We start from the raw sequence: 24,227 nt of genomic DNA, 5'->3' as shown, positions 1-24,227 counted from the left end.
ACCCCTAGCGCGGCTGCAACCTAAGGACCGCCAGCGCAATGCCACCCAACACAAGTGTCGCGCCAAGGACAAGGCGCAGAGAAGCGATCTCACCCAACAAGACAATACCGCCAGCAATCGCGATGATCGGAACGCTCAACTGGACCACCGCCGCCGTGGTCGGAGCCAGCTGCGGCAGAACACGGTACCAAAGCGCATAGCCCATTCCAGACGTGACACCTCCAGAAAGGGCAGCCAGCAGGTACCCGTTCGCAGTCATGTGCCAGTCGGTGCCGCCGAACAACAGCACCAACCCCGTGACCGGCAGCGCAACAACAAAGTTGGCTGCCGTGCCGGCCAATGCGTCCGGCTCGGACCGGCCAACCAATGAATAGATAGCCCAGCCCACGCCAGCAGCAGTCATCAGGGCTGCGCCAACCGGGTCCACGCGCACTTCGCCAGAGGGCCATAAAACCCAAGCAAGCCCGGCAAGTGCAATCGCGGCCCCGGCGATCTGGCGGGCCCCCGGAGTAGTTCCGGTCACCGACGTCACCGCAATCATGGTGATCTGGACGACACCGAACAGGATCAACGCGCCCAATCCCGCGTCCAGCGTCAGGTAAGCAATCGAAAAGCCGATCATGTACAATGAAAGTGACCCGGCCCCGACGATCCGGCGTGTGTTTCCCAACGGCAGGCGCCCACCTCTGAGAAAAACCAGCGCCGCCAGAACCGCAGCCCCGGCCAGAACGCGCACAACGGCAAACCCAGCGGGATCAGCAGCGCCGCTGTCGATGGCCAGCCGGTTCAGAATCGAATTCGCCGCAAAAGCGCACATGGTCAGGGCAGTGAGCAAAAACAGTCGCATACCCACCGCATAGCGGGTTCCACGCCGTTTGCACACTCACTTTCCCGCAAACGAAACCCCGACCTTCTTCTGTTCAAAAATACTTCCGCCGGAGGCATGACCGCGCAGCGGGCATTCCAAACGAAACGGGGCCGCCCGAAGGCGACCCCATCCATAAGCACTAAGGCTTAGGCAGCTTACATCATGCCGCCCATGCCGCCCATGTCGGGCATGCCGCCTGCAGGTGCCGCGCCTTCTTTGGCCGGACGATCAGCAACCATCGCTTCGGTGGTGACCAGCAGACCAGCAACCGATGCCGCGTCTTCCAGAGCGGTACGGACAACTTTGGCCGGGTCGATCACGCCGAACGAGAACATGTCGCCATATTCTTCGGTTTGGGCGTTAAAGCCGAAGGCTGCCTCCGAAGATTCACGGATCTTGCCAGCGACAACCGCACCGTCAACACCTGCGTTTTCGGCGATCTGGCGCAGCGGCGCTTCGATTGCCTTCCGAACGATGTTGATGCCTGCGTTCTGGTCAGCGTTTGCGCCTTCCAGAGTTTCCAGTGCTTTACCGGCCTGAACCAGAGCAACACCGCCGCCCACAACAACGCCTTCCTGCACAGCAGCGCGGGTCGCGTTCAGAGCATCGTCCACACGGTCCTTACGCTCTTTCACTTCAACTTCGGTCATGCCACCGACGCGGATCACAGCAACACCGCCTGCCAGTTTGGCAACGCGCTCTTGCAGCTTTTCACGGTCGTAGTCCGACGAAGTTTCTTCGATCTGAGTGCGGATCTGCGCAACACGTGCTTCGATCTCGGCTTTCTCGCCAGCACCGTCGACGATGGTGGTTTCGTCTTTGGTGATCTCGATCTTCTTGGCGGTGCCCAGCATGTCCATGGTGACGGACTCGAGCTTCATGCCCAGGTCTTCGCTGATGACCTGACCGCCGGTCAGGATCGCGATGTCCTGCAGCATGGCTTTACGGCGATCGCCGAAGCCCGGTGCTTTGACAGCAGCAATTTTCAGGCCGCCGCGCAGTTTGTTGACAACCAGAGTCGCCAGCGCTTCGCCTTCAACGTCTTCGGCAATGATCAGCAGCGGCTTCTGCGACTGGATCACCTGCTCGAGCAGCGGAACCATCGGCTGCAGCGAGGACAGTTTCTTTTCGTGCAGCAGGATCATGCAGTCGTCGAGTTCTGCGATCATCTTGTCTGCGTTGGTGACGAAGTAAGGCGACAGGTAGCCACGGTCGAACTGCATACCTTCGACAACATCGGTCTCGGTTTCCAGACCTTTGTTTTCTTCGACGGTGATGACGCCTTCGTTGCCAACCTTCTGCATCGCGTCTGCGATCTGCTGGCCGATTTCGGCTTCGCCGTTGGCCGAGATGGTGCCAACCTGAGCAACTTCTGCCGAGTCTTTGACTTCGCGCGAAGCGGTCTTGATGCCTTCAACAACCTTGGCGGTCGCCAGGTCGATGCCGCGCTTCAGGTCCATCGGGTTCAGGCCAGCAGCAACCTGCTTGAGACCTTCGCGAACGATGGCTTGTGCCAGAACGGTTGCGGTGGTGGTGCCGTCGCCGGCTTCGTCATTGGTGCGGCTGGCGACTTCTTTCACCATCTGCGCGCCCATGTTTTCGAACTTGTCTTCCAGTTCGATTTCCTTGGCAACCGAAACACCGTCTTTGGTGATGCGCGGTGCGCCGAAGGATTTGTCCAGAACCACGTTGCGGCCTTTGGGGCCCAGGGTCACTTTAACAGCATCGGCCAGGATGTTCACACCTGCCAGCATACGGTTACGGGCATCGGTGTCGAACTTGACGTCCTTTGCAGCCATGTCGTTTCTCCTTGAGAAATAAGTTGGGAACGAAGATCAGAGTAAAGCGCGTGGGCTTACTCGATGATCCCCATGATGTCGCTTTCTTTCATCATCAGCAGCTCTTCGCCGTCGACCTGAACCTCGGTGCCCGACCATTTGCCGAACAGGATCTTGTCGCCAGCTTTTACAGCCATTGCGATCAGCTCGCCGCTGTCCTTGCGCGCGCCTTCGCCGGTTGCAACGACTTCGCCTTCGCTGGGCTTTTCTTTTGCGCTGTCAGGAATGATCAGGCCGCCTGCGGTTTTTTCTTCGCTTTCGGTACGGCGAACCAGCACACGGTCATGAAGCGGTTTCAATGCCATCTTTGCAGCTCCTTGGGCTCAAAGTTGTTAATCCTCCCCTCGCCGGATGGCGGGGCGTTAGCACTCAGGGTGTGAGAGTGATAACGACGCATAGCTAGGGAGTTCAAAACCCCGAGTCAACAAGCTGTGATAGTTTTTTTGACGTGGGGTCTTATTCCGGCTGGCCCCAACTGTAGGCCCAGTGCTTCAGCCCCTCTTGGCCAGCTTCGGTCAGGCAATAGACGCCCTTCTCTATTTTATCGAACCAGCCATAGTGATTGTCCCGCATCAGGCGGGTGGCTTCGGAAACACCGGTGGCCTTGGCAACTTCGGCCCCCTTGGTGGCACCCTGCTCGGCAAGGTAGGCGGCACATCTCAGGGCATCCTGACGGTAGGCCGTTACGATCCCATGCCGCGTGGCACCTCCGGCGTTGGGGTCACCCTCCAACCGGTCAAACTCGCGCAACAACCGAGCAGCCTTGGCCTTTTTTTTGCGCGGCGCATAGGGGCCGGGATCGCACTGCACCTCAACCGCGCCATCCGCGCGGACCGTGATCAGGCCCAACCCCAAGCGTCGGCACAGCGCAACATTGTCCTTCAAAGCGCGTCGCGCCGTGCGTCCGGTCGGTTTGCTCACCCCGATATAGACCTGATCGGTCACTTTCAGTCGGGTGATGGCCTGATGGAACAACGCCAATGAAAACCGCAGCTTCAACTCGACAATCACCGGTTCTTCATCAGCGCGAACAGCAACGATATCGGCCGCGCCAACCTCACCCTTGACGGTGTAACCCTGACGCTCCAGCAGCGTTTTGATGGGGGGATAGAGGTCCTGCTCGCGGTTCATCCTTCTATGCTAGGCGTTTTGCTGTGGAATGCCAGACACAGATCGGCCTTACCCGCCTCCAAGTCGCTTGAACCAACACCTTGAGCAAGGCAAGGTCGCGACACATATCTGTACGTGGTTAAACGGGATGGTCCTGATGCGTTTTCTCTTTGTCTTTCTCTTTTTACTTTTGCCGCTGTCCGCTTATGCGGCTTGTGAAGGGCGGGATTTGCGGTCCGACATGTCGGCCGAGATGCAGCAGGAATTGCAACAGTCCCTGACCGACTTCCCCTTTCCCGAAGGCAACCATTGGACCGCCAAGAAAGGCGACACGGTACTGCACCTGATCGGCACAGTGCATACCAACGACCCACGTATGGACGCTGTGGTCGAAAGGCTGGCCCCGACCCTCAGCCAAGCCGATGCGTTCTACTTCGAGGTGACCAAAGCCGAGATGGACGCGTTTCAGAAGGATCTGGCGCAAGACCTCAGCCCGGTTCTAATCACGTCCGGACCAACTTTGATCGACATGATGTCTGAAGAGGATTGGGCCGCACTGTCCAAGGGCTTGGAGGATCGCGGGATTCCCGGTTGGATGGGTGCGAAAATGCGCCCGTGGTTCCTGAGCATGACCCTGGGCGTCCCTCCCTGCATGATTCAAGATCCTGACGCCAACTACGGCATGGATGCGCGCCTGACAGACCTGGCCAAGGAAAACGGCATCCCGCAGCACTCGCTCGAGCAGATCGACGAACTGATGGCCATGTTCGACGAATTCCCAATGGAAAAGCAGGTACAATCCCTGGTTCGGATGGCGGATGCCTTTGAAAGCAGCGAAGATCAGCTCACCACCATGCTCAACACGTATTTGGAAGAAAAGCATGGAGAGATCATCCAGTTCGCCCGCCTGCAGGGTCTTGAGAGTTCGGGCCTGACGCAAGAAATCTTTGACGAGGAATGGGGCGGCTTTGAGAAGCAGCTTTTGGTCGAGCGCAATAACAACTGGATGCAGCACATTCTGGACATTCAAGATCAGATGGCGGTGATCGCAGTCGGTGCAGGCCACCTTGGGGGCGAACACGGCCTGCTGAAACAGCTGGAGCAAAGCGGATACACTTTGGAAAGGGCCGTTTTCTAAGCAATCTTATACCCATCGTCGCAGTTCACCGGTGGGCAGGTGACAAGCCTGCAGGACCGCCCTATAAGGCGCGCAAAATTACCATCCTCAGGACGCTGACATGACAACCCTCGTATTTGGACATAAATCCCCCGACACCGATTCCACCGGTTCTCCGATCCTGTGGTCGTGGTACCTGAACGAAGTCAAAGGCGAACAGGCCGAGCCCGTACTGCTGGGCGAACCCAACACAGAAGCGGCGTTCATGCTGCAACGCTGGGACCTGCCCAAGCCGCGCATCATTGACGACGTTGAAGCAGACGCGCCGGTTGTCATCGTAGACACCAACAACCCCGCCGAGCTGCCCGCCAGCGTCAACAGCGCCGACATCCGCGCCATCATCGACCACCACAAACTGGTCGGCGGTCTGGAAACCAAAGGCCCGATCGACATCACCGTTCGCCCGTTGGCCTGCACCGCGACGATCATGGTTGACCTGATGGGCGACGACGCAGCCAAAATGCCCGAGGCCATCAAAGGCGCGGCGCTGACCTGCATCCTGTCGGACACGCTGGAGTTCCGCTCGCCCACCACCACCGCCCATGACCGCGCCGTGGCCGAGAAACTGGCGGCTGAGCTGGGTCTGGACGTCTCGGCCTATGCTGCTGATATGTTCGCGGCAAAATCGGACGTTTCCTCGTTCTCGGATGCGGAACTGATCCGCATGGACAGCAAGGAATACGAGGTCGACGGCACCAAGTTCCGCGTCTCGGTTCTGGAAACCACCGCTCCGGGCGTTGTGCTGGACCGCAAGGGCAGCCTTGCAACTTCAATGGCGGATGTTGCCAAGGAAGACGGCGTGGATCAGGTTCTGCTGTTCGTGGTCGACATCCTGAACGAAGAGGCCACCCTGCTGGTTCCCAATGATCTGGTCAAAACCGTCGCCGAGAAAAGCTTTGGCGCAAGCGTTGATGGCGACGCGGTTGTTCTGCCCGGCATCATGAGCCGCAAGAAGCAGATCATCCCGAACCTCAAAGTCTGATCTGACTTTACTGGTGTTGAAAAGGCGTCCAGCTTGGGCGCCTTTTTTGTTTGCATCTAAAGATTTGCGAGAACCATTTCCGTTGCTACTCTGATCAAAGCAACGGCGGAAACGCGGATCTAACGAAATGCATGAGCATGCTCAACTATAGCACGACCCGGGATATCCTGCGGTTCGAGGGCAAGGACAAGGCCGCATATTGGCGGCGCTTTGCCATGCTGCTGACCCTGTCGGTGGTCATTGCCACGATGGGTATGCTGCGCGATTCCGGTGCCGTGGTTATCGCCGCCATGCTGGTCGCTCCGCTCATGTCTCCGATACTCGGAGTCGCAGCGGCGATGGTCATGGGGTGGCTGAAACGGGCGCTTTCCCTTGCCCTGACGGTTTGTGCAGCAGCATTTCTGTGTGTCTTTCTGGCATGGTTTCTCGTCTATATCGCCGATGTTCCACGCGGCATCCTGATCCCCGATCAGGTTCTTGCCCGAACAGATCCCGGAACCGAAGACCTTATTGTGGCTCTCGCCGCTGGCGTGGCAGCCGCTTATGTGCAGATCAACCGGTCCGAGGCCAGCCTTCTACCCGGAGCGGCTATCGGCGTATCGCTGGTTCCGCCTTTGTCTGCGTCAGGCGTACTATTGTATTTCGGTGAACCCGCCGACGCCTATGAAGCCGGACTGCTCTTTGCGACAAACCTTGGTGCGATCATCCTGTCTGCCTGTTCGGTATATATCGTTTATGCCGCGCGTTCCGTTGTCTTCAGCAAAGGCAAGCGCAAGCTGAACTTTACGGCCAGCGTATTCGTGACGCTGGCATTTCTGGCGGCCGTTGTCCTGCAACTGGGGAAGTCCACCTATAATCGCTATCTCGAAACCCGGACCGAGTCGCGGGTCGCGCAGACTATTCGAGATTGGGCCGACCCCGTTTCGGTCGAGATCATCCGCGTAGATGTAAACCCCAAGCGCAAACACGCGGACATATGGCTGATCGTCGATCTTCCCATCGAAGCCGCTTTCAAGGTTTCCTCGATTGCCGGATTGCTTCCTGAAAGCCTGCGCGAACAACCTTTGGTCGACGTTTTGCAAGACGAATTGGGGCCCGGCTATTTGGTCGTGGTTCGGTTTCAAAATAGGATTGGTGCGCAGGTCATACTGGGCACTGAAAACGTCCAGCAGGCACCGGGCGTGGAAGATATTTCCGAAGAAAACTGACGCGCAAAGGCCGCAGCCCCTGTTATTTGCATTGTGGGATGGTCAAAACGAACCAGCTTTGCCATAGCTGACGCAACTTCGACCTTTGACCCCGAGGGCACGCACATGACCCAGATCGTTCATTCGCTTTCTGAAATCTCTGACCGCTACAAAGCTCTGTTCGTGGACCTTTGGGGATGCGTTCACAACGGCATCACGGCCTTTCCCGAAGCCGTCGCCGCCCTTCAGGAATATCGTGCCAAAGGCGGAATTGTCGTTTTGGTCACCAACTCTCCCAAACCGCGCGCCGGTGTCGCGGAGCAGCTTGAACAGTTCAATGTTCCCGACAACGCCTACGACACGATCGCGACAAGCGGAGATTCAGCCCGGTCAGCCATGTTCCGCGGCGTCGTCGGCCAAAAGGTCTATTTCATGGGCGAATGGGAGCGCGACGCGGGATTCTTTGAACCGCTAAAGCTGCTGGATCACCCCATTCACATCGAACGCGTACCACTGGCCGAGGCCGAGGGCATCGTATGCTGCGGCCCGTTCGATCCCATGGCAGATCCAGCGGTGAACCGGGCGGATTTCCTATTCGCCAAGCAAAAGGGCATGAAACTGCTCTGCGCCAACCCGGACATCGTCGTTGATCGGGGCGAGGTTCGCGAGTGGTGCGCGGGCGCATTGGCGAAACTATACACCGAGATGGGTGGAGAAAGCCTCTATTTCGGCAAACCGCACCCTCCGATCTACGATCTGGCGCGTCGTCGGCTGCAAGAATTGGATCAGGATATCCCCGATGGCGATATTTTGGTGATCGGCGACGGGCCTCATACCGACATTCTGGGCGGCATGGGTGAGGGAATTGATTCTCTGTTCATCTCAGGCGGACTGGCAGCGGCCGAAACAAAAACGTCGCATCATCCGCACCACGAATCCCTAACCGCTTATATTGTAAGGGAAAATATAAATCCCACCTATACGATCGGACGTTTGCGCTGAACAGAAAAGGCTTGATTTTCTGCGCTTGCGAAGTAATAAAGTTGCCAAACACGGGCATCTAAAGTTTTTTTGTTGCCCGCAGGCTTTGAGTGAGGGCGACATGTTGGACAATCTTCCGCGCGGCACGATCTGCATTGAAGACATCGAAATGGGCATGACCCGCCACCTGCGCAAAGTGGTAACGGACGAAGATATCGAAATGTTCGCGCAGGTTTCAACCGACCGGAATCCGGTTCATCTGGACGATGACTACGCCCGCGACACGATCTTTCAGGGTCGCATTGCGCATGGGATGCTGACGGCTGGGTTGATCTCAGCCGTGATCGGCGAGCAACTGCCCGGCCACGGTACGGTTTACATGGGCCAGTCCTTGAAATTCCTGGCTCCGGTGCGCCCCGGCGACATGGTTTATGCCGAGGTCAAGGTGATCGACATCGACTTTGCCAAACGCCGGGTCAAGCTGGATTGCCACTGCGCGGTTGATGGTAAAAAGGTGTTGGTGGGCGAAGCCATGGTGCTGGCCCCATCGCGCAAGTTCGACTGATGCTTCAAGCCCTTGAACAAGGGCCGCAGTCCCGTTAGGCAAGCGCTATGCGCACCATTCGGGATTTCCAATATATCGAGCCTCGGGATCGAGGCGCCAGCGTCGCGATCGGGAACTTTGACGGGGTTCACATCGGCCATCGGTCGGTCATTGAACTGGCACGCAAGGCCGCCCCCGACGCCCCGCTGGGCGTAATGACGTTCGAGCCGCATCCGCGTGAGTATTTTGCTCCGGCGGCCCCGCCTTTTCGCCTGATGCGCGGCAATGCACGCGCACACCGGCTCGAGAAACTGGGCGTCCAGAAGTTGTACGAACTGCCATTCAATGCAGCTCTTGCTGGTTTGACCCCCGAAGAATTCGCCCGCAATGTGATTTGCGATGGGCTCGGCCTGTCCCATGTTGTTGTCGGAGCGGATTTCTGTTTCGGCAAAGGGCGAAGTGGCTCCGCCGAGGACATGATCCGCTTTGGGCGCGAGATGGGGTTTGGCGTCACCATCGCCCCATTGATGGAGCGGTCTGAAAACATCGTGTCCTCCACCGCGATCCGCACTGCACTGACCGAAGGTCGCCCGCGCGATGCGGCCGCCATGCTGGGCCATTGGCACCGGATCGAAGGCGAAGTCATTGGCGGGGAACAGCGGGGGCGCGAGCTGGGCTTTCCCACCGCAAACATGTCGATCGAGGGGCTACACCCGCCAAAGTTTGGTGTCTACGCGGTGTTGGTCGATGTGCTCGACGGTCCGCATACAGGCAGCTATCACGGCGCGGCTTCGGTTGGGACGCGACCAATGTTTCAGGGCGAAGTTCCCAATATCGAGACTTTCCTGCTCGATTTCTCTGGCGATCTGTACGGCGCGACCCTGTCGGTCGGTCTGGTCGAGTATCTCCGCCCAGAGATGACCTTTGACGGGCTGGATGGGTTAATTTCCCAGATGAACTCTGATTGCGAAAAGGCCCGCACCCTGCTGGCGGCACTATGACGACCGATCCGATTGACCGCGATGGCCTGGCCCCCCGATTTTGGGAACGTAAACCGCTGACCAAAATGAACCAGCGCGAATGGGAAGCGCTGTGCGACGGGTGCGGCAAGTGCTGTCTGAACAAGCTGGAGGACGAAGACTCGGGCGAGGTCGCCCTGACTTGTGTCGCCTGCCGTCTTTTAGACGACGAAACCTGCCGCTGCACTCAATACGATATCCGCCATCAGTTCGTGCCGGAATGTATCGTGATGACGCCGGACAATATCGACAGCCACGCCTATTGGTTGCCCCAAACCTGCGCTTATCGGTTGCTGTGGGAAAGGAAACCACTTTACGACTGGCACCCTTTGATATCTGGTACGCCCGATAGCGTGCATGCTGCCGGAATATCCGTGCAGGGCCGCACGGTGTCCGAGTTTGAAACCCCCATGGAAGAGTGGGAAGACTATATCATCGAGGAGCCTAGCTGATGTATTTCGCCTCTGACAATTCCGGGCCGGTTCACCCGCAGGTCATGGCAGCCTTGAACGCGGCCAACGAAGGCTATCAGATGGCCTACGGCGCCGACTCGTTGATGAACGAGGTACGGGATCGGATTCGCGGGGTCTTTGAAGCTCCGGGGGCGGCGGTGTATCTGGTGGCCACAGGGACGGCGGCGAATTCGCTGGCTTTGGCGACCCTCGCGCAGCCGTGGGAAACAGTGTTTTGCTCACCCGTCGCCCATATCCACGAAGATGAATGCAACGCGCCCGAGTTCTACAGCGGAGCCAAGCTGACGCTGGTGCCGGGCAGCGACAAGATGAACCCCGAGTCACTTCGCGGTGCGATTCTGGCCGAAGAAACGCGCGGCGTGCATGGCCCTCAGCGCGGTCCGGTCTCGATCACTCAGGTGACCGAACGTGGGTCGGTGTATTCGTTGAGCGAGTTGCAGGCGCTGTGTGGCGTGGCCAAGGAATACGGCCTGCCCGTTCACCTTGACGGTGCGCGCTTCACCAACGCTCTGGTTGCGCTGAACTGTTCCCCTGCCGAGATGACGTGGAAATCGGGCGTGGATGTGGTCAGCTTTGGTGGCACCAAAAACGGCCTGATGGGTGTTGAGGCCGTTGTTTTCTTTGACGAGACGAAGGCTTGGGAATTTGAGCTGCGGCGCAAACGCGGGGCGCACCTGTTCTCCAAGCACCGCTATCTGTCGGCGCAAATGGCGGCATACCTGCAAAACGACCTGTGGCTGACTATGGCGCGTCAGGCCAACGCCAACTGCGCTCGGCTTGCGGACGGGCTGCGCGCGAAAGGAGCCTCGTTCCTGCATGAGCCACAAGCCAACATGATCTTTGCCGAGTTCTCGCGGGCGCGCCACAAGCAGTTGCACCAAGCTGGCGCGGTCTATCACCTGTGGGGCGCGGAACTTGAAGGCGCAGACGAGGAAGAACCCCTCGCCTGTCGACTTGTTTGCGACTGGTCGATCAGTACAGATGACATCGACCGTTTTCTGGCCTTGCTATAGGCCGCCGGCAAGGCGGCCAATCTTATGCAGGTGTCTTAGCAGTGTCCCAGAACCGCTGCACAAGCTGCGCTGTGGCCTTTGGATGAGAAATCGGCAGCATGTGCCCCGCCCCTTCGACGACATCGAAGGACGCGTTGGGCAGGCGGCGCTGCAACCCCTGACCAATCACAGGCATGACGGGGTTCGTTTTTGAACCGCTCAGAACCAAGATGGGCATGGTTGCTCGGTCCAGAACACCGGGTTTCAAAAAGCCCTTTTGGTCGTTAAACACCGCTTCTTTCACGGCCGGCACGACAGGCACACCGCGTATCATCGCAGTGCGGGTTTTCTCCTGCATTTCTGTCCACCGCGGACTGATATCCGTGCTCCACATTCTGTTGAACAACCGAGCCGCCAGTTGCATATCCCCAGCGGCCAAGGCATCGGCATAGGGCTGTGCCTCTTGATCATGACGGGCAAGGATGTCGGGCGCATCCTGCGCGGCCACGGCAAAGAAAACCGGTTCTATCAACACGGCGCTGCGGACGCGGTCCGGGTATTCCAGCGCAAGGTGCAACGCGACCATTGCGCCGAAAGAATGGCCAATCACGTCCATCGGCTCGGTCAACAAATTGGACGAAAACCCGGTCGTAAGATCAAAGAAATCCCCCTGCCCGTCCCAATCCGGGCTGCGCCCATGTGAAAGCATATCCGGCGCTATCAAAGTAGCCTGATCATCCAGCGCAGAGGTCAGACCGGCCCAAACACCGGAATGCGCGATAGTGCAATGCAGGGCGAGCACCTTGCGCGCACCCTGCCCAAGCGTCCTGACAAAAACCGGTGATGAGGTCATTCCGTCCTTCATCCTTTCATCTCCGCCAGGTGCCGATCCAGATCATCCAGCCTATCCTGCCCCCAGAATCGCTGATCATCTTCGGTAATATAAAAAGGGGCGCCAAAAACGCCGCGATCAACGGCTTCTTCCAGGTTGGAGGAATAGGTTTCGGCACCAACCAGCAACCCGCTATCGGCCAAGCTTGGGTCATAGCCCGCCTTGGACAGACAATCCCGGATGACATCATCCTGCGCGATGTCTTTTTCTTCAGCCCAGCACGCGCGAACGAAGGAATGAACCAGCTTTCCAATATCCCCCGATCCGTCCTTTAGCGCAGCAATTACGGCATAGGACGACGGTGCGGCATTTGTCGGCCAGTGTGCCGGTTGTAGATTGAACTCCATACCCAGCTTTTTCGCTTGTCTTTGCAGCTCCTGCGCCCGGTACTCAATGCGCGAGATATGCCGATCCTTGGGCGGCGTTCCCCCCGTGCGACCGAACAGGGCGATGATATCCAGCGGTTTATAGTTGATCGTGGCCCCGTGTTTGGCCGCTATCTCCTCCAGTCGAGTACCCGCCAGGTAAGTGTAGGGCGAGAGTGTCGCAAAATAGTAGTCAATGGTGGCCATGTGCACTTTCTCCGCTGCGTAATCTTTGCGAGACGGTAAGGCCATGATAAGCGGTGTCAACATCACGAATCTGTCACATTGCCATTGCTGCCCGGGGAAAAACAGCCGATGCCGACACTCAACGAACCCAAGCTCATCGCTGGGAACGCCAACCTTCCTCTTGCCGAAACCATCGCGCGTCGAATGAGCCTGTATCGCGGAGTCGATCAGGGATTGGTCGATGCTCGCGTCGAGCGGTTCAATGACGGCGAGATTTTCGTCGAAGTTTTCGAGAATGTGCGGGGCGAGGACATGTTTATCGTTCAGCCGACCTCGAACCCTGCAAACGACAACCTGATGGAGCTGCTGATTATCGCCGACGCGCTGCGCCGCTCGTCCGCCCAGCGGATCACCGCCGTGATCCCCTATTTCGGTTATGCCCGTCAGGACCGCCGCACTAAGGCACGCACGCCGATTTCCGCCAAGCTGGTCGCCAATATGTTGACCGGCGCAGGGATCGAGCGGGTCTTGACCATGGACCTGCACGCAGCCCAGATTCAGGGGTTCTTTGATATTCCGGTGGACAACCTCTATGCTTCGCCGATCTTTGCGCTGGATGTAAAAAACCAGTTCAAGGACAATATGGACGAGATCATGGTGGTTTCACCCGACGTGGGCGGCGTAGCCCGCGCACGAGAGCTGGCCAAGCGTATCAATGCCCCTCTGTCGATCGTGGACAAGCGCCGCGAGAAAGCAGGTGAAGTGGCTGAGATGACCGTGATCGGCGACGTAAAAGACAAGATTTGCCTGATCGTGGATGACATGTGCGACACGGCCGGCACATTGTGCAAGGCGGCGCAGGTGCTGCTGGATAACGGCGCGAAAGAGGTTCATTCCTACATCACCCACGGCGTCATGAGCGGCCCGGCGGTCGAGCGCGTGACCAACTCGGTGATGAAATCACTGGTGCTGACGGACACGATCCAACCCACCAAAGAAGTCGCCAAGGCCAAGAACATCCGCATCGTGCCGACCGCGCCGATCTTTACGCAGGCGATCCTGAATATCTGGAACGGAACCAGCGTGTCGTCCTTGTTCGAGGACAAGACCCTGACCCCGATTTACGAATCCATGTACCAGACGGATTGAGGCAGTGGGGCGAACACTTCCAGTCGCCCTACCCTGACCGCGCTATCTTCCACGGCTTTCTATGGGAACCCCAATGACCACCACCAAACGGATCGTACTTTCCAGCGACCACGCAGCCATTGACCTACGCAATACAGTCGCAAAGCATATCGCAGCCAAAGGCTGGGAAGTTGTCGATATCGGACCGACAACACCCGAGAGCACGCATTACCCGATTCACGGAAAAGCAGCAGCGCAAGCCGTTGCATCGGGTGACTGCCAATTGGGGATCATCCTGTGCGGCACGGGACAAGGCATCATGATGGCAGCCAACAAGGTTCCCGGAATACGCTGTGGGGTCTGCGCCGACGCATTCTCGGCGCGTATGATCCGCCAGCACAATAATGCCAACATGCTTTCAATCGGCGCCCGCGTCGTCGGGGAAGGTCAGGCGTTGGATATTGTCGACGCTTTCCTGACAGCCGAGTTTGAAGGCGGTCGCCATGCCACGCGTGTCGATATGATCGAAGCGCAAGACGGCTAAAAAACCTACCTAAACATTGTGATGTGGCTCAGGAGATGTCCCAATCATCCTCGTGAGCCACTTCACCTATCGCGGTCCACTTCACTCGAATCCGTGCAATGCGCGTGTCTGACCAGGTGCGGAAGACAGCCCAAAAGCCTGTCTCCGTCACGTCTTCTGCCACCACCTCTGCGCGCAGTGCCGAAGACGTATCCACATCCCATAGCGAAATACTGATCTGGATCACCGGTGCGGACCGAAACGGCTGACTGAACGTAACAGCCGAGCGCCTTTCCCGTGCGCCCTCACCTGTCCACATTTCTCCGCCGTTCGAGAAATCAGAAAACAAGACGGTTTCGCCTTGATCGATACCAATGGGATGAGTTTGAAAAACCTTCATTTATGTCTTCGGTTATTTCTACTTTGCCAACTATTCCGGCAGCTTATTCCGCGGCCTTGGCAAAATCACGACAAAAAAACGGCCCCGCACTGGCGGAGCCGTTTTGATTTCTGGGTATGATGTGAACCTTACAGGCTCATATGCGTCCCAAGCGCTTCCATGTCGGCCAGCAGCTTGGCTGCATCGTCAACGATGGTCTGATCGTCACCCGCTTTCGCGGCTTCATGCGAGGCGCGCGCCTCGGCGATCAGGTCGTCCAGATGCGACCGGGTCACTTCGGCAACCGGAATGGCCTTTTCAGCCAGAACCGACATGCTGTCGCCGTTGATCTGGGCAAACCCGCCGGTGACCAGGTATTCGCTGGCTCCTTGGGGTGCCTCAACCTTCAGCAGACCGGGGCGCAGCGTGGTGATGGTGGGGGCATGATCGGGCATCGCCGTCATGTCCCCGTCCGCGCCGGGAATCTGGACCGCGGTGGCCTCAAGCGAAGCAAGGCTCCGCTCGGGGCTGACGAGGTCGAATTGCATCGTGTTTGCCATCAGGGATACTCCTTAGGCGGCTTCTGCGGCCATCTTTTCCGCTTTGGCGATCACTTCTTCGATGCCGCCAACCATCAGGAAGGCTGCTTCGGGCAGGTGATCGTATTCGCCAGCGACAACCGCTTTGAACGACGCGATGGTCACGTCCAGAGGAACCTGAACGCCCGGCGAACCGGTGAAGACTTCGGCAACGTCGAACGGCTGCGACAGGAAGCGTTCGATCTTACGGGCACGGGCCACGGTCAGTTTGTCTTCTTCCGACAGTTCGTCCATGCCGAGGATGGCGATGATGTCCTGCAGCGACTTGTAGCGCTGGAGGATCTGCTGAACGTCGGTCGCAACGCCGTAGTGCTCTTCACCCACAATTGCGGGGTCCAGCAGACGCGAGGACGAGTCGAGCGGGTCAACAGCCGGGTAGATACCCTTTTCCGAGATCGCACGGTTCAGAACGGTGGTCGCATCCAAGTGAGCGAACGAGGTTGCCGGCGCGGGGTCGGTCAGGTCGTCCGCAGGCACGTAGATCGCCTGCACCGAGGTGATCGAGCCCGACTTGGTCGAGGTGATCCGCTCCTGCAGCGCGCCCATGTCGGTGGCCAGTGTCGGCTGGTAACCCACAGCCGAAGGAATACGACCCAGCAGAGCCGAAACCTCGGAACCCGCCTGCGTAAAGCGGAAGATGTTGTCGACGAAGAACAGAACGTCGGTACCGGACTGGTCGCGGAACTGCTCGGCCAGGGTCAGACCGGTCAGAGCAACACGCGCACGCGCTCCGGGAGGTTCGTTCATCTGACCGTAAACCAGCGCAACCTGCGATTCCGACAGGTTGTCGGGCTTGATCACGTTCGATTCGATCATCTCGTGGTACAGGTCGTTCCCCTCACGGGTCCGTTCACCAACACCCGCGAACACGGAAAAGCCCGAGTGCACTTTTGCGATGTTGTTGATCAGTTCCATGATCAGAACGGTTTTACCAACGCCGGCACCACCGAACAGGCCGATCTTACCGCCTTTGGCGTAAGGGGCCAGCAGGTCCACAACCTTAATGCCGGTCACCAGAATTTCCGACTCGGTCGACTGTTCCGCGAATTCAGGTGCGGGCTGGTGGATTGCGCGGGTTTCCGACGCGACAACCTCGCCCTTTTCGTCGATCGGCTCGCCGACCACGTTCAGGATGCGGCCCAGGGTGGCGTTACCGACCGGAACCGAGATCGGTGCGCCGGTGTCGGTTACGACCTCGCCACGGACCAGACCTTCGGTCGCGTCCATCGCGATGGTACGGACGGTGTTTTCACCCAGGTGCTGAGCAACTTCCAACACCAGGCGCTTGCCGTTGTTGGTGGTTTCCAGCGCGTTCAGAATTTCAGGCAGTGCGTCATCGAACTGCACGTCAACGACGGCCCCGATGATCTGTGTGACTTTGCCTTTTGCATTCGCCATGTTTCGTCTCCGGTTTTCTTACAGCGCTTCGGCGCCGGAAATAATTTCAATCAGCTCGTTGGTGATCACGGCCTGACGCGAGCGGTTGAACTGGATCGTCAGCTTGTCGATCATCTCACCCGCGTTGCGTGTCGCGTTGTCCATCGCGGACATCCGTGCACCCTGTTCAGACGCTCCGTTCTCGAGCAGGGCCGAGAAGATCGCAGTTGCAACCCCCTTGGGCAGCAAGTCGGCCAAGATGGCCTCTTCGCTGGGCTCGTAGTCGAAAATGGCACCGCTGTCGTCACTCGCCGCTTCGTCCTCGAACGAGGCGGGAATAACTTGCTGGGCCGTCGGGATCTGGGTCACGACGTTGACGAACTTCGAGTAGAAGATCGTGGCAACATCGAACTCACCCCCGTCAAAGCGAGACAGGATGTCCTTCGCGATGTCCTGCGCGTTGGTGTAGCCAATGCGTTTGACTTCGCTCAGGTCGATATGTCCAACGAACAGATCGCCAAAATCACGCTTGAGCGCGTCGCGGCCTTTCTTGCCGACGGTCAGAACCTTGACCGTCTTGCCTTTGGCACGCAGCTCTTCCGCCTTTTGGCGGGCGAGCTTGGCAATGTTCGAGTTGAAGCCACCGCAAAGGCCGCGTTCAGCTGTCATCACAACCAGCAGATGCACATCATCACTGCCCGTACCTCGGAGCAGCTTGGGGGCGCTGTCGCTGCCCCCGACCGACGCCGCCAGCCCCGCCATCACGGCATTGAACCGCTCGGCATAAGGGCGGGAGGCTTCGGCAGATTCCTGGGCGCGGCGCAGTTTTGCGGCCGCGACCATCTGCATGGCCTTGGTGATCTTGCGGGTCGATTTGACCGACTCGATCCTGTTTTTAAGGTCCTTCAGACTAGGCATCGGAACCCCCTATCAAGCGAAGGTCGCGGCGTATTCGTCGATCGCTGCCTTGATCTTGTCGGACGCGTCACCCTTGATCTTCGGATCTTCGTCGGTGAGCCACTTAAGCAGGTCGGCGTGCTTGCCGCGCAGGTGCGCCAGCAGACCAGCTTCATAGCGGCCAACATCCGAGACGTCGATCTTGTCGAGGTAACCGTTGGTACCTGCGAAGATGACACAGACGATTTCCGCGTTGGTCAGCGGCGAATACTGCGGCTGTTTCATCAGCTCGGTCAGACGCGCACCACGGTTCAGCAGCTGCTGGGTCGCGGCGTCAAGGTCGGAACCAAACTGCGCAAAGGCGGCCATTTCACGGTACTGAGCCAGTTCCAATTTAACCGGACCAGCGACCGATTTCATCGCGTTGGTCTGGGCGGACGAGCCCACACGCGAAACCGACAGACCGGTGTTCACAGCAGGACGGATGCCCTGATAGAACAGTTCGGTTTCCAGGAAGATCTGGCCGTCGGTGATCGAGATCACGTTGGTCGGAATAAAGGCCGAAACGTCACCACCCTGAGTTTCGATAACCGGCAGAGCGGTCAGCGAGCCAGCGCCAAAGTCTTCGTTCAGCTTCGCCGAACGTTCCAGCAGACGCGAGTGGAGATAGAAAACGTCACCAGGATAGGCTTCACGTCCGGGCGGGCGGCGCAGCAGCAGCGACATCTGACGATAGGACACAGCCTGTTTCGACAGGTCATCATAGATGATCAGCGCGTGGCGGCCATTGTCACGAAAGTATTCTGCCATCGCGGTCGCGGCGTAAGGTGCCAGGAACTGCATCGGTGCCGGGTCGGACGCGGTCGCGGCCACAACGATCGAGTATTCAATCGCGCCGGACTCTTCCAGCTTCTTCACCAGCTGCGCAACGGTCGAACGTTTCTGACCAACCGCAACGTAAACGCAGTACAGTTTCTTCGACTCGTCGTCGCCTGCCGCGTCGTTATAGACTTTCTGGTTCAGGATGGTGTCCAGAGCCACGGCGGTTTTACCCGTCTGACGGTCACCAATGATCAGCTCTCGCTGGCCACGACCGATCGGGATCATCGCGTCAACCGACTTCAGGCCGGTTGCCATCGGCTCGTGCACCGATTTACGCGGGATAATGCCGGGGGCTTTAACGTCTGCAACGCCACGCTTGGAGGCATTGATCGGGCCTTTGCCGTCCAGCGGGTTGCCCAGACCGTCAACAACGCGGCCCAGCAGCTCATCACCGATCGGAACGTCCACGATCGAGTTGGTGCGCTTAACGGTGTCACCTTCTTTGATGTCACGGTCAGAACCGAAGATAACGACACCTACGTTGTCGCTTTCCAGGTTCAGCGCCATACCCATGATGCCGCCGGGGAATTCGACCATCTCACCGGCTTGCACATTGTCCAGGCCGTATACGCGGGCGATACCGTCACCGACGCTCAGCACGCGGCCGATTTCGGCTACTTCGGCTTCCTGACCAAAATTCTTGATCTGGTCCTTCAGGATTGCAGAAATCTCTGCAGCTTGGATTCCCATTTATCCGACCTCTTTCATTGCATTCTGTAGGGAGTTGAGCTTGGAGCGGATCGAGCTATCGATCATCTTCGAGCCCACTTTAACGACAAGACCGCCGATGAGGCTTTCATCAACGGTCGCATTGATTGTTACGGTCTTGCCCACACGCTCGGACAGCGTCTTGGACAGTTTTTCCAGTTGCGTCTTGGTCAGCGCCTTGGCCGAGGCGACATCGGCGGTCACTTCGCCACGCTCATCTGCCAGCATGGTACGCAGAACCTGAACCAGCTGCGGCACGACGAACAGGCGGCGTTTCTGCGCCATCAGTCCCAGCGTGTTACGCAGGATGGGGTTCAGACCCATCTTGTCAGCGATTGCGGTAATCGCGCCTTCCTGTTCGGCGCGCGAAACCAGAGGCGATGCGATCAGGTCGCGCAGTTCGGCGCTGTCGCCCAAAGCTGCTGCCAGATCGTTGATTCCGGTTTCCAGACCTGCAAGGTCATTATTCTCTTTGGCAATCTCAAAGATTGCGGTGGCATAGCGCTCGGCAATGCCAGTGGAAATCGAAGCTGGTTCGGACACGTCCACCCTTCCGATATTTGAGGCCCCGAATTCGCGTTGCGGCAGCTACCCCGGGGGCGTGAAGAAACCCCGCCCATGCGGTCGGGGATCAAAATCACCGGGGATGTAGCAGAGCCGAACCAACCTAGCAATACGTTATAATCCCCGCCGCGTTATCCACAAAATGTTCTATTTCAATCACTTACGTAAGGTGCGACCCTTTTATCCGGCTGAGGAGCGCGAAAAATGTTACCAAAGTGTAGGTTTTTGCGATTCCTGCGGCCTTTTTGCCGCAATTTCTGCGTCTGACGTCGCGTTAAATGCTTGGCGCGGCTTAGGCCGGTTTTAGCAGACCATCAAGCGCCTTGATTGGACGTCGTTCAGTGTCTTTTGTGACACTGCCGCTGGGTGGCCGGATATGCTTGGTCACCTCAACCATTAGCACTCCACCCGCCATGATCGTCGGCAGGCGTTGCCCGGTTTTCTCGATCAAGCTCCCGGATTTCAGCCAGAACCGGCGGAATGACGGCGGCAAATACAAAGCCGAGCAGTGGTTTTCCGGGATGAAGTGATGGGACTTAAGCTGGCTCTCAAGCTGCGACGCAGAATAAGGGCGGCCGAATCCAAAGGGGGTGCGGTCGGTCCGTGACCACAACCCGGCCCGGTTGGGCACGATAAAGAAGGCCCGTCCTCCGGGCCCCAATACGCGCCAGCATTCATCCAGCAATTCGCTGGGCCGCTGTGATGTCTCAAGCCCGTGCATGACAACCAGCTTGTCGACATGGCCCGTTTCGATCGGCCACAGCGTCTCTTCCGTCAAGACTGACACGTTGGGCATACCCGCAGGCCAGGGCATCACTCCCTGCGGCCCCGGCATCAATCCGATCACGCGGCGCGCCTCGGCCAAATAGGGCCGCAGCAACGGAACGGCAAAGCCGAATCCGACCACGGTTTGCCCTTTTGCTTCGGGCCATAAATCCGTCAAACGCCCACGTATCGCAGCCTGCGCCGCACGACCCAAAGTGCTGCGGTAGTAAAAATTCCTCAGATCCTGCACATCAAGATGCATTGCGGACACCCGGTCAATCGGCTTAGCTGTGCGCAGTCTAGCAACGAAAGGGCAAAAGGCCATGCCTCTTGAGATCGCCACCATCCCATGTCTCAGCGATAACTACGCTTTTTTGGCCCATGACGCAGAGGGCGGCAATACCGCATTGATCGACGCGCCAGAAGCCGGGCCCATTCTGGCCGAGCTTGAAAAACGCGGATGGGCGCTTAGCCACGTATTGTTGACCCACCATCATTTCGACCATGTGGACGGCCTGCCCGCCATTCTCGAAAAACACCCGGCCAAGGTGATCGGAGCTGCCGCAGACGCGCATCGCCTGCCTCCGCTGGATCAGCAGGTGAGCGAGGGCGACGTGTTTGAAATTGGTGGAGAGCCCGTGCAGGTCATGGATGTCTCGGGCCATACGGTCGGTCATATCGCCTTTTACATGCCGCAGAGTTCCGTCGTTTTCACCGCAGATAGTCTGATGGCCCTTGGATGCGGCCGTCTGTTTGAGGGCACCGCGCCGCAAATGTGGGCCTCGCTGTCGAAACTGGCCGCCCTGCCCGACGACACGCTGGTTTGTTCAGGGCACGAATACACACAGTCCAACGGGAAATTTGCGGTAACTGTCGATCCTGACAACGCGGCATTGCAGGACCGTGTCTCAGATATCGCACGCGCACGCGCTGCTGGAAAGCCGACTGTGCCGTCCTCTTTGGCGCTGGAAAAGGCCACAAATCCGTTCCTTCGCGCCACAGATCCGGCGATTCAGGCGCATCTTGGGATGGAAAATGCCGATCCTGTCGCAGTTTTTGCGGAAATCCGGGCTAGAAAAGACCGCTTCTAGTGCTTATTTCGCGCTCTTCACGGCCACGGTCACAATAAATGTGACTGTCAAGTGAAAGAAAACCCTTGAAGCCGGGCCGCGATCAACCAAACTCTAATAGTATGAGGACATGGTTGGGATGGGGATCCGGCCTAAAGCCCGCGCCCCTTCCGACCCAAGACAGAGGAGCACCCGCGTGCCTTCATTCTCGAGCACATTAGAACAAGCCATTCACGCGGCCTTGGCTGCTGCGAACGAACGGCGACATGAATTTGCAACGCTGGAGCATTTGTTGCTGGCGCTGCTGGAAGAACCTGATGCTATCCGCGTCATGAAAGCCTGCAGCGTCGATCTGGATGAGCTGCGAAGCACTCTGGTCGAATTCATTGACGAAGACCTGTCGAACCTTGTCACGGATATCGACGGGTCCGAAGCCGTTCCGACGGCCGCCTTCCAGCGCGTGATACAACGCGCAGCGATCCACGTCCAAAGCTCGGGCCGGACCGAAGTAACCGGTGCCAACGTGTTGGTTGCAATTTTCGCTGAACGCGAAAGCAATGCAGCTTACTTCCTGCAAGAACAGGACATGACCCGCTATGACGCGGTGAATTTCATCGCGCACGGCGTCGCCAAAGACCCCGCCTATGGCGAGAATCGGTCGGTTTCCGGCGCAGATCAGGTCGAAGAAGAAGTTCAGTCAAACGCCGGAGAGGGCGAACAGAAAGAAAGCGCGCTTGGGAAATACTGCATTGATCTGAACGCAAAATCGCGCGCAGGCGATGTTGACCCGCTGATCGGCCGCGCCGATGAGGTTGAGCGTTGCATTCAGGTTCTGTGCCGCCGGCGCAAGAACAACCCACTGCTGGTGGGGGATCCAGGCGTAGGCAAAACCGCCATTGCCGAAGGGCTGGCCCACAAAATCGTCGCGGGCGAAGCGCCGGACGTGCTGTCCGAAACCACGATCTATTCTCTGGACATGGGCGCGCTGCTGGCGGGCACTCGCTATCGCGGCGATTTCGAGGAACGTCTGAAAGCTGTCGTGACCGAGCTGGAAGATCACCCTGACGCGGTGCTGTTCATTGACGAAATCCATACTGTGATCGGTGCCGGTGCCACTTCGGGTGGCGCGATGGATGCGTCCAACCTGCTGAAACCTGCGTTGCAGGGCGGTAAGCTGCGCACGATGGGCTCGACCACGTATAAGGAATTCCGCCAGCACTTTGAAAAGGACCGCGCGCTGAGCCGCCGGTTCCAGAAGATCGACGTGAATGAGCCTTCGGTCGAAGACAGCGTGAAAATCCTGCGCGGCCTGAAACCCTATTTCGAGAAGCATCACGAGATCAAATACACCGCCGACGCGATCAAGACCGCTGTCGAGCTTTCGGCGCGGTATATCAACGACCGCAAACTGCCCGACAAGGCCATCGACGTGATTGATGAGGCCGGAGCGGCACAGCATCTGGTCGCGGAAAGCAAGCGCCGCAAGACCATCGGCGTCAAGGAAATCGAGGCTGTCGTGGCCAAGATCGCCCGTATTCCGCCCAAGAACGTCACCAAGGACGATGCCGAGGTTCTGAAGGACCTTGAGGCCTCGCTGAAGCGCGTGGTGTTCGGACAGGATGACGCCATCGTCGCACTATCCAGCGCGATCAAACTGGCCCGCGCCGGTCTGCGTGAGCCTGAGAAACCCATCGGCAACTACCTGTTCGCCGGTCCGACCGGTGTGGGTAAAACCGAAGTGGCGAAACAGCTCGCGGATACGCTGGGTGTGGAACTGCTGCGCTTTGACATGTCGGAATACATGGAAAAACACGCGGTGTCCCGTCTGATCGGAGCGCCTCCGGGCTATGTCGGGTTTGACCAAGGTGGCTTGCTGACGGACGGCGTCGACCAGCACCCGCACTGCGTGCTGCTGCTGGATGAGATCGAGAAAGCCCACCCCGACGTGTTCAACATCCTGTTGCAGGTGATGGACCACGGTGAGCTGACAGATCACAACGGCCGCACGGTGAATTTCCGCAACGTGGTTCTGATCATGACCTCAAACGCCGGTGCGCAGGAACAGGCCAAGGCCGCCATCGGCTTTGGACGGGACCGCCGCGAAGGTGAAGATACGGCAGCGATCGAACGGACCTTTACGCCGGAGTTCCGCAACCGTCTGGACGCTGTGATCTCGTTCGCGCCCCTGCCGAAAGAGGTCATTCTACAGGTTGTCGAAAAGTTCGTCCTGCAGCTTGAGGCCCAATTGCTGGATCGCAACGTGACCATCGACCTGACGCCCAAAGCCGCCGAATGGCTGGCTGACAAGGGTTATGACGACAAGATGGGCGCCCGCCCGCTGGGTCGTGTCATTCAAGAGCACATCAAGAAACCTCTGGCCGAGGAACTGCTGTTCGGCAAGCTGGCCAAGGGCGGTGTGGTCCGTGTCTCGGTCAAGAAGGGTGATCTGAACCTGGAAATTCTTGGCCCCGATCAGCCGCGTATTCCGGGCGACAAGCCGCCGTTGCTGACAGCGGACTGAGAAAACCGCATACCCTGATACAAAGCCCGCCATCATCTGATTGGCGGGCTTTTTTACTCTTCATCATCTCTACTTGAGCTCTGCCAAGGTCTTTCTTACCCGTCACCGAAGCGATGGATACGTTTGATCAATACTGAACTAAAACCAGTTCCCTTCCACCGGCATAACCCCAGTATCGTCGTGTGTTCGCCCCACGCATC

Annotated in this window: 25 protein-coding genes; 12 read left to right on the top strand and 13 right to left on the bottom strand. The window is 58.2% G+C overall.

What is annotated here, in order from left to right; translation table 11 throughout:
• Positions 1-4 precede the first annotated feature (4 nt).
• From ACR0KS_RS01325 to ACR0KS_RS01310, 4 genes are all read right to left on the bottom strand, one after another.
• Complete coding sequence (locus tag ACR0KS_RS01325) at positions 5-847, bottom strand: DMT family transporter (RefSeq protein ID WP_170561865.1); 843 nt, start codon at positions 845-847, stop codon at positions 5-7.
• Between the two features lie 176 nt (positions 848-1,023).
• The gene (groL, locus tag ACR0KS_RS01320; RefSeq protein ID WP_170384799.1) at positions 1,024-2,667 is read right to left on the bottom strand and encodes a chaperonin GroEL; all 1,644 of its coding nucleotides are present in this window, start codon (positions 2,665-2,667) and stop codon (positions 1,024-1,026) included.
• Positions 2,668-2,723: 56 nt separating this feature from the next.
• Complete coding sequence (gene groES, locus ACR0KS_RS01315) at positions 2,724-3,011, bottom strand: co-chaperone GroES (protein ID WP_170352338.1); 288 nt, start codon at positions 3,009-3,011, stop codon at positions 2,724-2,726.
• A 151-nt stretch (positions 3,012-3,162) separates the two neighbouring features.
• Positions 3,163-3,837: a DUF2161 family putative PD-(D/E)XK-type phosphodiesterase gene (locus tag ACR0KS_RS01310; protein ID WP_170803173.1), complete on the bottom strand. Its 675-nt coding sequence runs from the start codon at positions 3,835-3,837 to the stop codon at positions 3,163-3,165.
• Positions 3,838-3,973: 136 nt separating this feature from the next.
• Here ACR0KS_RS01310 and ACR0KS_RS01305 point away from each other — a divergent pair, with 136 nt between their 5' ends.
• The 8 genes from ACR0KS_RS01305 to ACR0KS_RS01270 all read left to right on the top strand — a co-directional run bounded on the left by ACR0KS_RS01305 (position 3,974) and on the right by ACR0KS_RS01270 (position 11,192).
• The gene (locus ACR0KS_RS01305; protein WP_170561859.1) at positions 3,974-4,954 is read left to right on the top strand and encodes a TraB/GumN family protein; all 981 of its coding nucleotides are present in this window, start codon (positions 3,974-3,976) and stop codon (positions 4,952-4,954) included.
• A gap of 100 nt (positions 4,955-5,054) precedes the next feature.
• On the top strand, positions 5,055-5,975 hold the full coding sequence (locus ACR0KS_RS01300) for a manganese-dependent inorganic pyrophosphatase (protein WP_170561856.1): 921 nt from the start codon (positions 5,055-5,057) through the stop codon (positions 5,973-5,975).
• 131 nt (positions 5,976-6,106) lie between these two features.
• Complete coding sequence (locus ACR0KS_RS01295) at positions 6,107-7,183, top strand: DUF389 domain-containing protein (protein ID WP_170484196.1); 1,077 nt, start codon at positions 6,107-6,109, stop codon at positions 7,181-7,183.
• A 105-nt stretch (positions 7,184-7,288) separates the two neighbouring features.
• Positions 7,289-8,164: a TIGR01459 family HAD-type hydrolase gene (locus ACR0KS_RS01290; protein WP_170561853.1), complete on the top strand. Its 876-nt coding sequence runs from the start codon at positions 7,289-7,291 to the stop codon at positions 8,162-8,164.
• A 100-nt stretch (positions 8,165-8,264) separates the two neighbouring features.
• Positions 8,265-8,708 (top strand): MaoC family dehydratase, encoded by a 444-nt coding sequence (locus ACR0KS_RS01285; protein WP_170384816.1) that lies wholly within the window; start codon positions 8,265-8,267, stop codon positions 8,706-8,708.
• 47 nt (positions 8,709-8,755) lie between these two features.
• A complete protein-coding gene (locus ACR0KS_RS01280; protein ID WP_170561850.1) occupies positions 8,756-9,688 on the top strand; it encodes a bifunctional riboflavin kinase/FAD synthetase in 933 nt (310 codons plus the stop codon).
• Positions 9,685-10,158: a YcgN family cysteine cluster protein gene (locus ACR0KS_RS01275; RefSeq protein WP_170561847.1), complete on the top strand. Its 474-nt coding sequence runs from the start codon at positions 9,685-9,687 to the stop codon at positions 10,156-10,158. Before ACR0KS_RS01280 ends, ACR0KS_RS01275 begins: the two co-directional genes overlap by 4 nt.
• The gene (locus tag ACR0KS_RS01270) at positions 10,158-11,192 is read left to right on the top strand and encodes a threonine aldolase family protein (protein WP_170561844.1); all 1,035 of its coding nucleotides are present in this window, start codon (positions 10,158-10,160) and stop codon (positions 11,190-11,192) included. The genes ACR0KS_RS01275 and ACR0KS_RS01270 overlap by 1 nt, the downstream gene beginning before the upstream one ends.
• Positions 11,193-11,214: 22 nt before the next feature.
• Here ACR0KS_RS01270 and ACR0KS_RS01265 read toward each other — a convergent pair whose 3' ends face one another.
• Together ACR0KS_RS01265 and ACR0KS_RS01260 are read right to left on the bottom strand one after the other, a co-directional pair.
• Entirely contained in the window at positions 11,215-12,036 is an 822-nt protein-coding gene (locus ACR0KS_RS01265) for an alpha/beta fold hydrolase (RefSeq protein WP_170561840.1), read from the bottom strand.
• Positions 12,033-12,635, bottom strand: coding sequence for a 2-hydroxychromene-2-carboxylate isomerase (locus tag ACR0KS_RS01260; protein ID WP_170561837.1), 603 nt, complete (start codon positions 12,633-12,635; stop codon positions 12,033-12,035). The genes ACR0KS_RS01265 and ACR0KS_RS01260 overlap by 4 nt, the downstream gene beginning before the upstream one ends.
• Before the next feature lie 108 nt (positions 12,636-12,743).
• Here ACR0KS_RS01260 and ACR0KS_RS01255 point away from each other — a divergent pair, with 108 nt between their 5' ends.
• Together ACR0KS_RS01255 and rpiB are read left to right on the top strand one after the other, a co-directional pair.
• Positions 12,744-13,763, top strand: a complete 1,020-nt coding sequence (locus ACR0KS_RS01255; protein WP_170548175.1) for a ribose-phosphate pyrophosphokinase — start codon at positions 12,744-12,746, stop codon at positions 13,761-13,763.
• 73 nt (positions 13,764-13,836) lie between these two features.
• Positions 13,837-14,286, top strand: a complete 450-nt coding sequence (rpiB, locus tag ACR0KS_RS01250) for a ribose 5-phosphate isomerase B (protein WP_170561834.1) — start codon at positions 13,837-13,839, stop codon at positions 14,284-14,286.
• Between the two features lie 28 nt (positions 14,287-14,314).
• On the opposite strand, the gene ACR0KS_RS01245 is transcribed toward rpiB, so the two are convergent.
• The 7 genes from ACR0KS_RS01245 to ACR0KS_RS01215 form a co-directional block, all read right to left on the bottom strand.
• The gene (locus ACR0KS_RS01245; protein ID WP_170484210.1) at positions 14,315-14,665 is read right to left on the bottom strand and encodes an H-type lectin domain-containing protein; all 351 of its coding nucleotides are present in this window, start codon (positions 14,663-14,665) and stop codon (positions 14,315-14,317) included.
• 128 nt (positions 14,666-14,793) lie between these two features.
• Positions 14,794-15,204, bottom strand: a complete 411-nt coding sequence (locus ACR0KS_RS01240) for a F0F1 ATP synthase subunit epsilon (RefSeq protein WP_170384845.1) — start codon at positions 15,202-15,204, stop codon at positions 14,794-14,796.
• A 12-nt stretch (positions 15,205-15,216) separates the two neighbouring features.
• Positions 15,217-16,641 carry a F0F1 ATP synthase subunit beta gene (gene atpD / locus ACR0KS_RS01235; RefSeq protein ID WP_170411511.1) on the bottom strand — a complete coding sequence of 475 codons (1,425 nt, stop codon included), beginning with the start codon at positions 16,639-16,641 and terminating at the stop codon, positions 15,217-15,219.
• An 18-nt stretch (positions 16,642-16,659) separates the two neighbouring features.
• The gene (locus ACR0KS_RS01230) at positions 16,660-17,538 is read right to left on the bottom strand and encodes a F0F1 ATP synthase subunit gamma (protein ID WP_170561811.1); all 879 of its coding nucleotides are present in this window, start codon (positions 17,536-17,538) and stop codon (positions 16,660-16,662) included.
• A gap of 12 nt (positions 17,539-17,550) precedes the next feature.
• Complete coding sequence (gene atpA, locus ACR0KS_RS01225; protein ID WP_170384854.1) at positions 17,551-19,089, bottom strand: F0F1 ATP synthase subunit alpha; 1,539 nt, start codon at positions 19,087-19,089, stop codon at positions 17,551-17,553.
• The gene (locus ACR0KS_RS01220; protein ID WP_170484213.1) at positions 19,090-19,650 is read right to left on the bottom strand and encodes a F0F1 ATP synthase subunit delta; all 561 of its coding nucleotides are present in this window, start codon (positions 19,648-19,650) and stop codon (positions 19,090-19,092) included.
• A 313-nt stretch (positions 19,651-19,963) separates the two neighbouring features.
• The gene (locus ACR0KS_RS01215; protein WP_170411520.1) at positions 19,964-20,698 is read right to left on the bottom strand and encodes a methyltransferase domain-containing protein; all 735 of its coding nucleotides are present in this window, start codon (positions 20,696-20,698) and stop codon (positions 19,964-19,966) included.
• 61 nt (positions 20,699-20,759) lie between these two features.
• Between ACR0KS_RS01215 and gloB the strand changes: the two genes are divergently transcribed.
• Complete coding sequence (gloB, locus tag ACR0KS_RS01210) at positions 20,760-21,527, top strand: hydroxyacylglutathione hydrolase (protein WP_170561808.1); 768 nt, start codon at positions 20,760-20,762, stop codon at positions 21,525-21,527.
• Between the two features lie 175 nt (positions 21,528-21,702).
• On the top strand, positions 21,703-24,027 hold the full coding sequence (clpA, locus tag ACR0KS_RS01205) for an ATP-dependent Clp protease ATP-binding subunit ClpA (RefSeq protein WP_170484217.1): 2,325 nt from the start codon (positions 21,703-21,705) through the stop codon (positions 24,025-24,027).
• The last annotated feature ends 200 nt before the right edge of the window (positions 24,028-24,227 follow it).

It is taken from the genome of Ruegeria sp. BC7 (assembly GCF_056539165.1).
Note: the sequence above shows the minus strand (reverse complement) of the source record. Positions and strands in the feature narration are given on the sequence as shown.

Bases quoted from the DNA above. Each gene is read 5' to 3' on its own strand.
- ACR0KS_RS01325 (WP_170561865.1), bottom strand. From the start codon at position 847: ATGCGACTGTTTTTGCTCACTGCCCTGACCATGTGCGCTTTTGCGGCG.
- groL (WP_170384799.1), bottom strand. From the start codon at position 2,667: ATGGCTGCAAAGGACGTCAAGTTCGACACCGATGCCCGTAACCGTATG.
- groES (WP_170352338.1), bottom strand. From the start codon at position 3,011: ATGGCATTGAAACCGCTTCATGACCGTGTGCTGGTTCGCCGTACCGAA.
- ACR0KS_RS01310 (WP_170803173.1), bottom strand. From the start codon at position 3,837: ATGAACCGCGAGCAGGACCTCTATCCCCCCATCAAAACGCTGCTGGAG.
- ACR0KS_RS01305 (WP_170561859.1), top strand. From the start codon at position 3,974: ATGCGTTTTCTCTTTGTCTTTCTCTTTTTACTTTTGCCGCTGTCCGCT.
- ACR0KS_RS01300 (WP_170561856.1), top strand. From the start codon at position 5,055: ATGACAACCCTCGTATTTGGACATAAATCCCCCGACACCGATTCCACC.
- ACR0KS_RS01295 (WP_170484196.1), top strand. From the start codon at position 6,107: ATGAGCATGCTCAACTATAGCACGACCCGGGATATCCTGCGGTTCGAG.
- ACR0KS_RS01290 (WP_170561853.1), top strand. From the start codon at position 7,289: ATGACCCAGATCGTTCATTCGCTTTCTGAAATCTCTGACCGCTACAAA.
- ACR0KS_RS01285 (WP_170384816.1), top strand. From the start codon at position 8,265: ATGTTGGACAATCTTCCGCGCGGCACGATCTGCATTGAAGACATCGAA.
- ACR0KS_RS01280 (WP_170561850.1), top strand. From the start codon at position 8,756: ATGCGCACCATTCGGGATTTCCAATATATCGAGCCTCGGGATCGAGGC.
- ACR0KS_RS01275 (WP_170561847.1), top strand. From the start codon at position 9,685: ATGACGACCGATCCGATTGACCGCGATGGCCTGGCCCCCCGATTTTGG.
- ACR0KS_RS01270 (WP_170561844.1), top strand. From the start codon at position 10,158: ATGTATTTCGCCTCTGACAATTCCGGGCCGGTTCACCCGCAGGTCATG.
- ACR0KS_RS01265 (WP_170561840.1), bottom strand. From the start codon at position 12,036: ATGAAGGACGGAATGACCTCATCACCGGTTTTTGTCAGGACGCTTGGG.
- ACR0KS_RS01260 (WP_170561837.1), bottom strand. From the start codon at position 12,635: ATGGCCACCATTGACTACTATTTTGCGACACTCTCGCCCTACACTTAC.
- ACR0KS_RS01255 (WP_170548175.1), top strand. From the start codon at position 12,744: ATGCCGACACTCAACGAACCCAAGCTCATCGCTGGGAACGCCAACCTT.
- rpiB (WP_170561834.1), top strand. From the start codon at position 13,837: ATGACCACCACCAAACGGATCGTACTTTCCAGCGACCACGCAGCCATT.
- ACR0KS_RS01245 (WP_170484210.1), bottom strand. From the start codon at position 14,665: ATGAAGGTTTTTCAAACTCATCCCATTGGTATCGATCAAGGCGAAACC.
- ACR0KS_RS01240 (WP_170384845.1), bottom strand. From the start codon at position 15,204: ATGGCAAACACGATGCAATTCGACCTCGTCAGCCCCGAGCGGAGCCTT.
- atpD (WP_170411511.1), bottom strand. From the start codon at position 16,641: ATGGCGAATGCAAAAGGCAAAGTCACACAGATCATCGGGGCCGTCGTT.
- ACR0KS_RS01230 (WP_170561811.1), bottom strand. From the start codon at position 17,538: ATGCCTAGTCTGAAGGACCTTAAAAACAGGATCGAGTCGGTCAAATCG.
- atpA (WP_170384854.1), bottom strand. From the start codon at position 19,089: ATGGGAATCCAAGCTGCAGAGATTTCTGCAATCCTGAAGGACCAGATC.
- ACR0KS_RS01215 (WP_170411520.1), bottom strand. From the start codon at position 20,698: ATGCATCTTGATGTGCAGGATCTGAGGAATTTTTACTACCGCAGCACT.
- gloB (WP_170561808.1), top strand. From the start codon at position 20,760: ATGCCTCTTGAGATCGCCACCATCCCATGTCTCAGCGATAACTACGCT.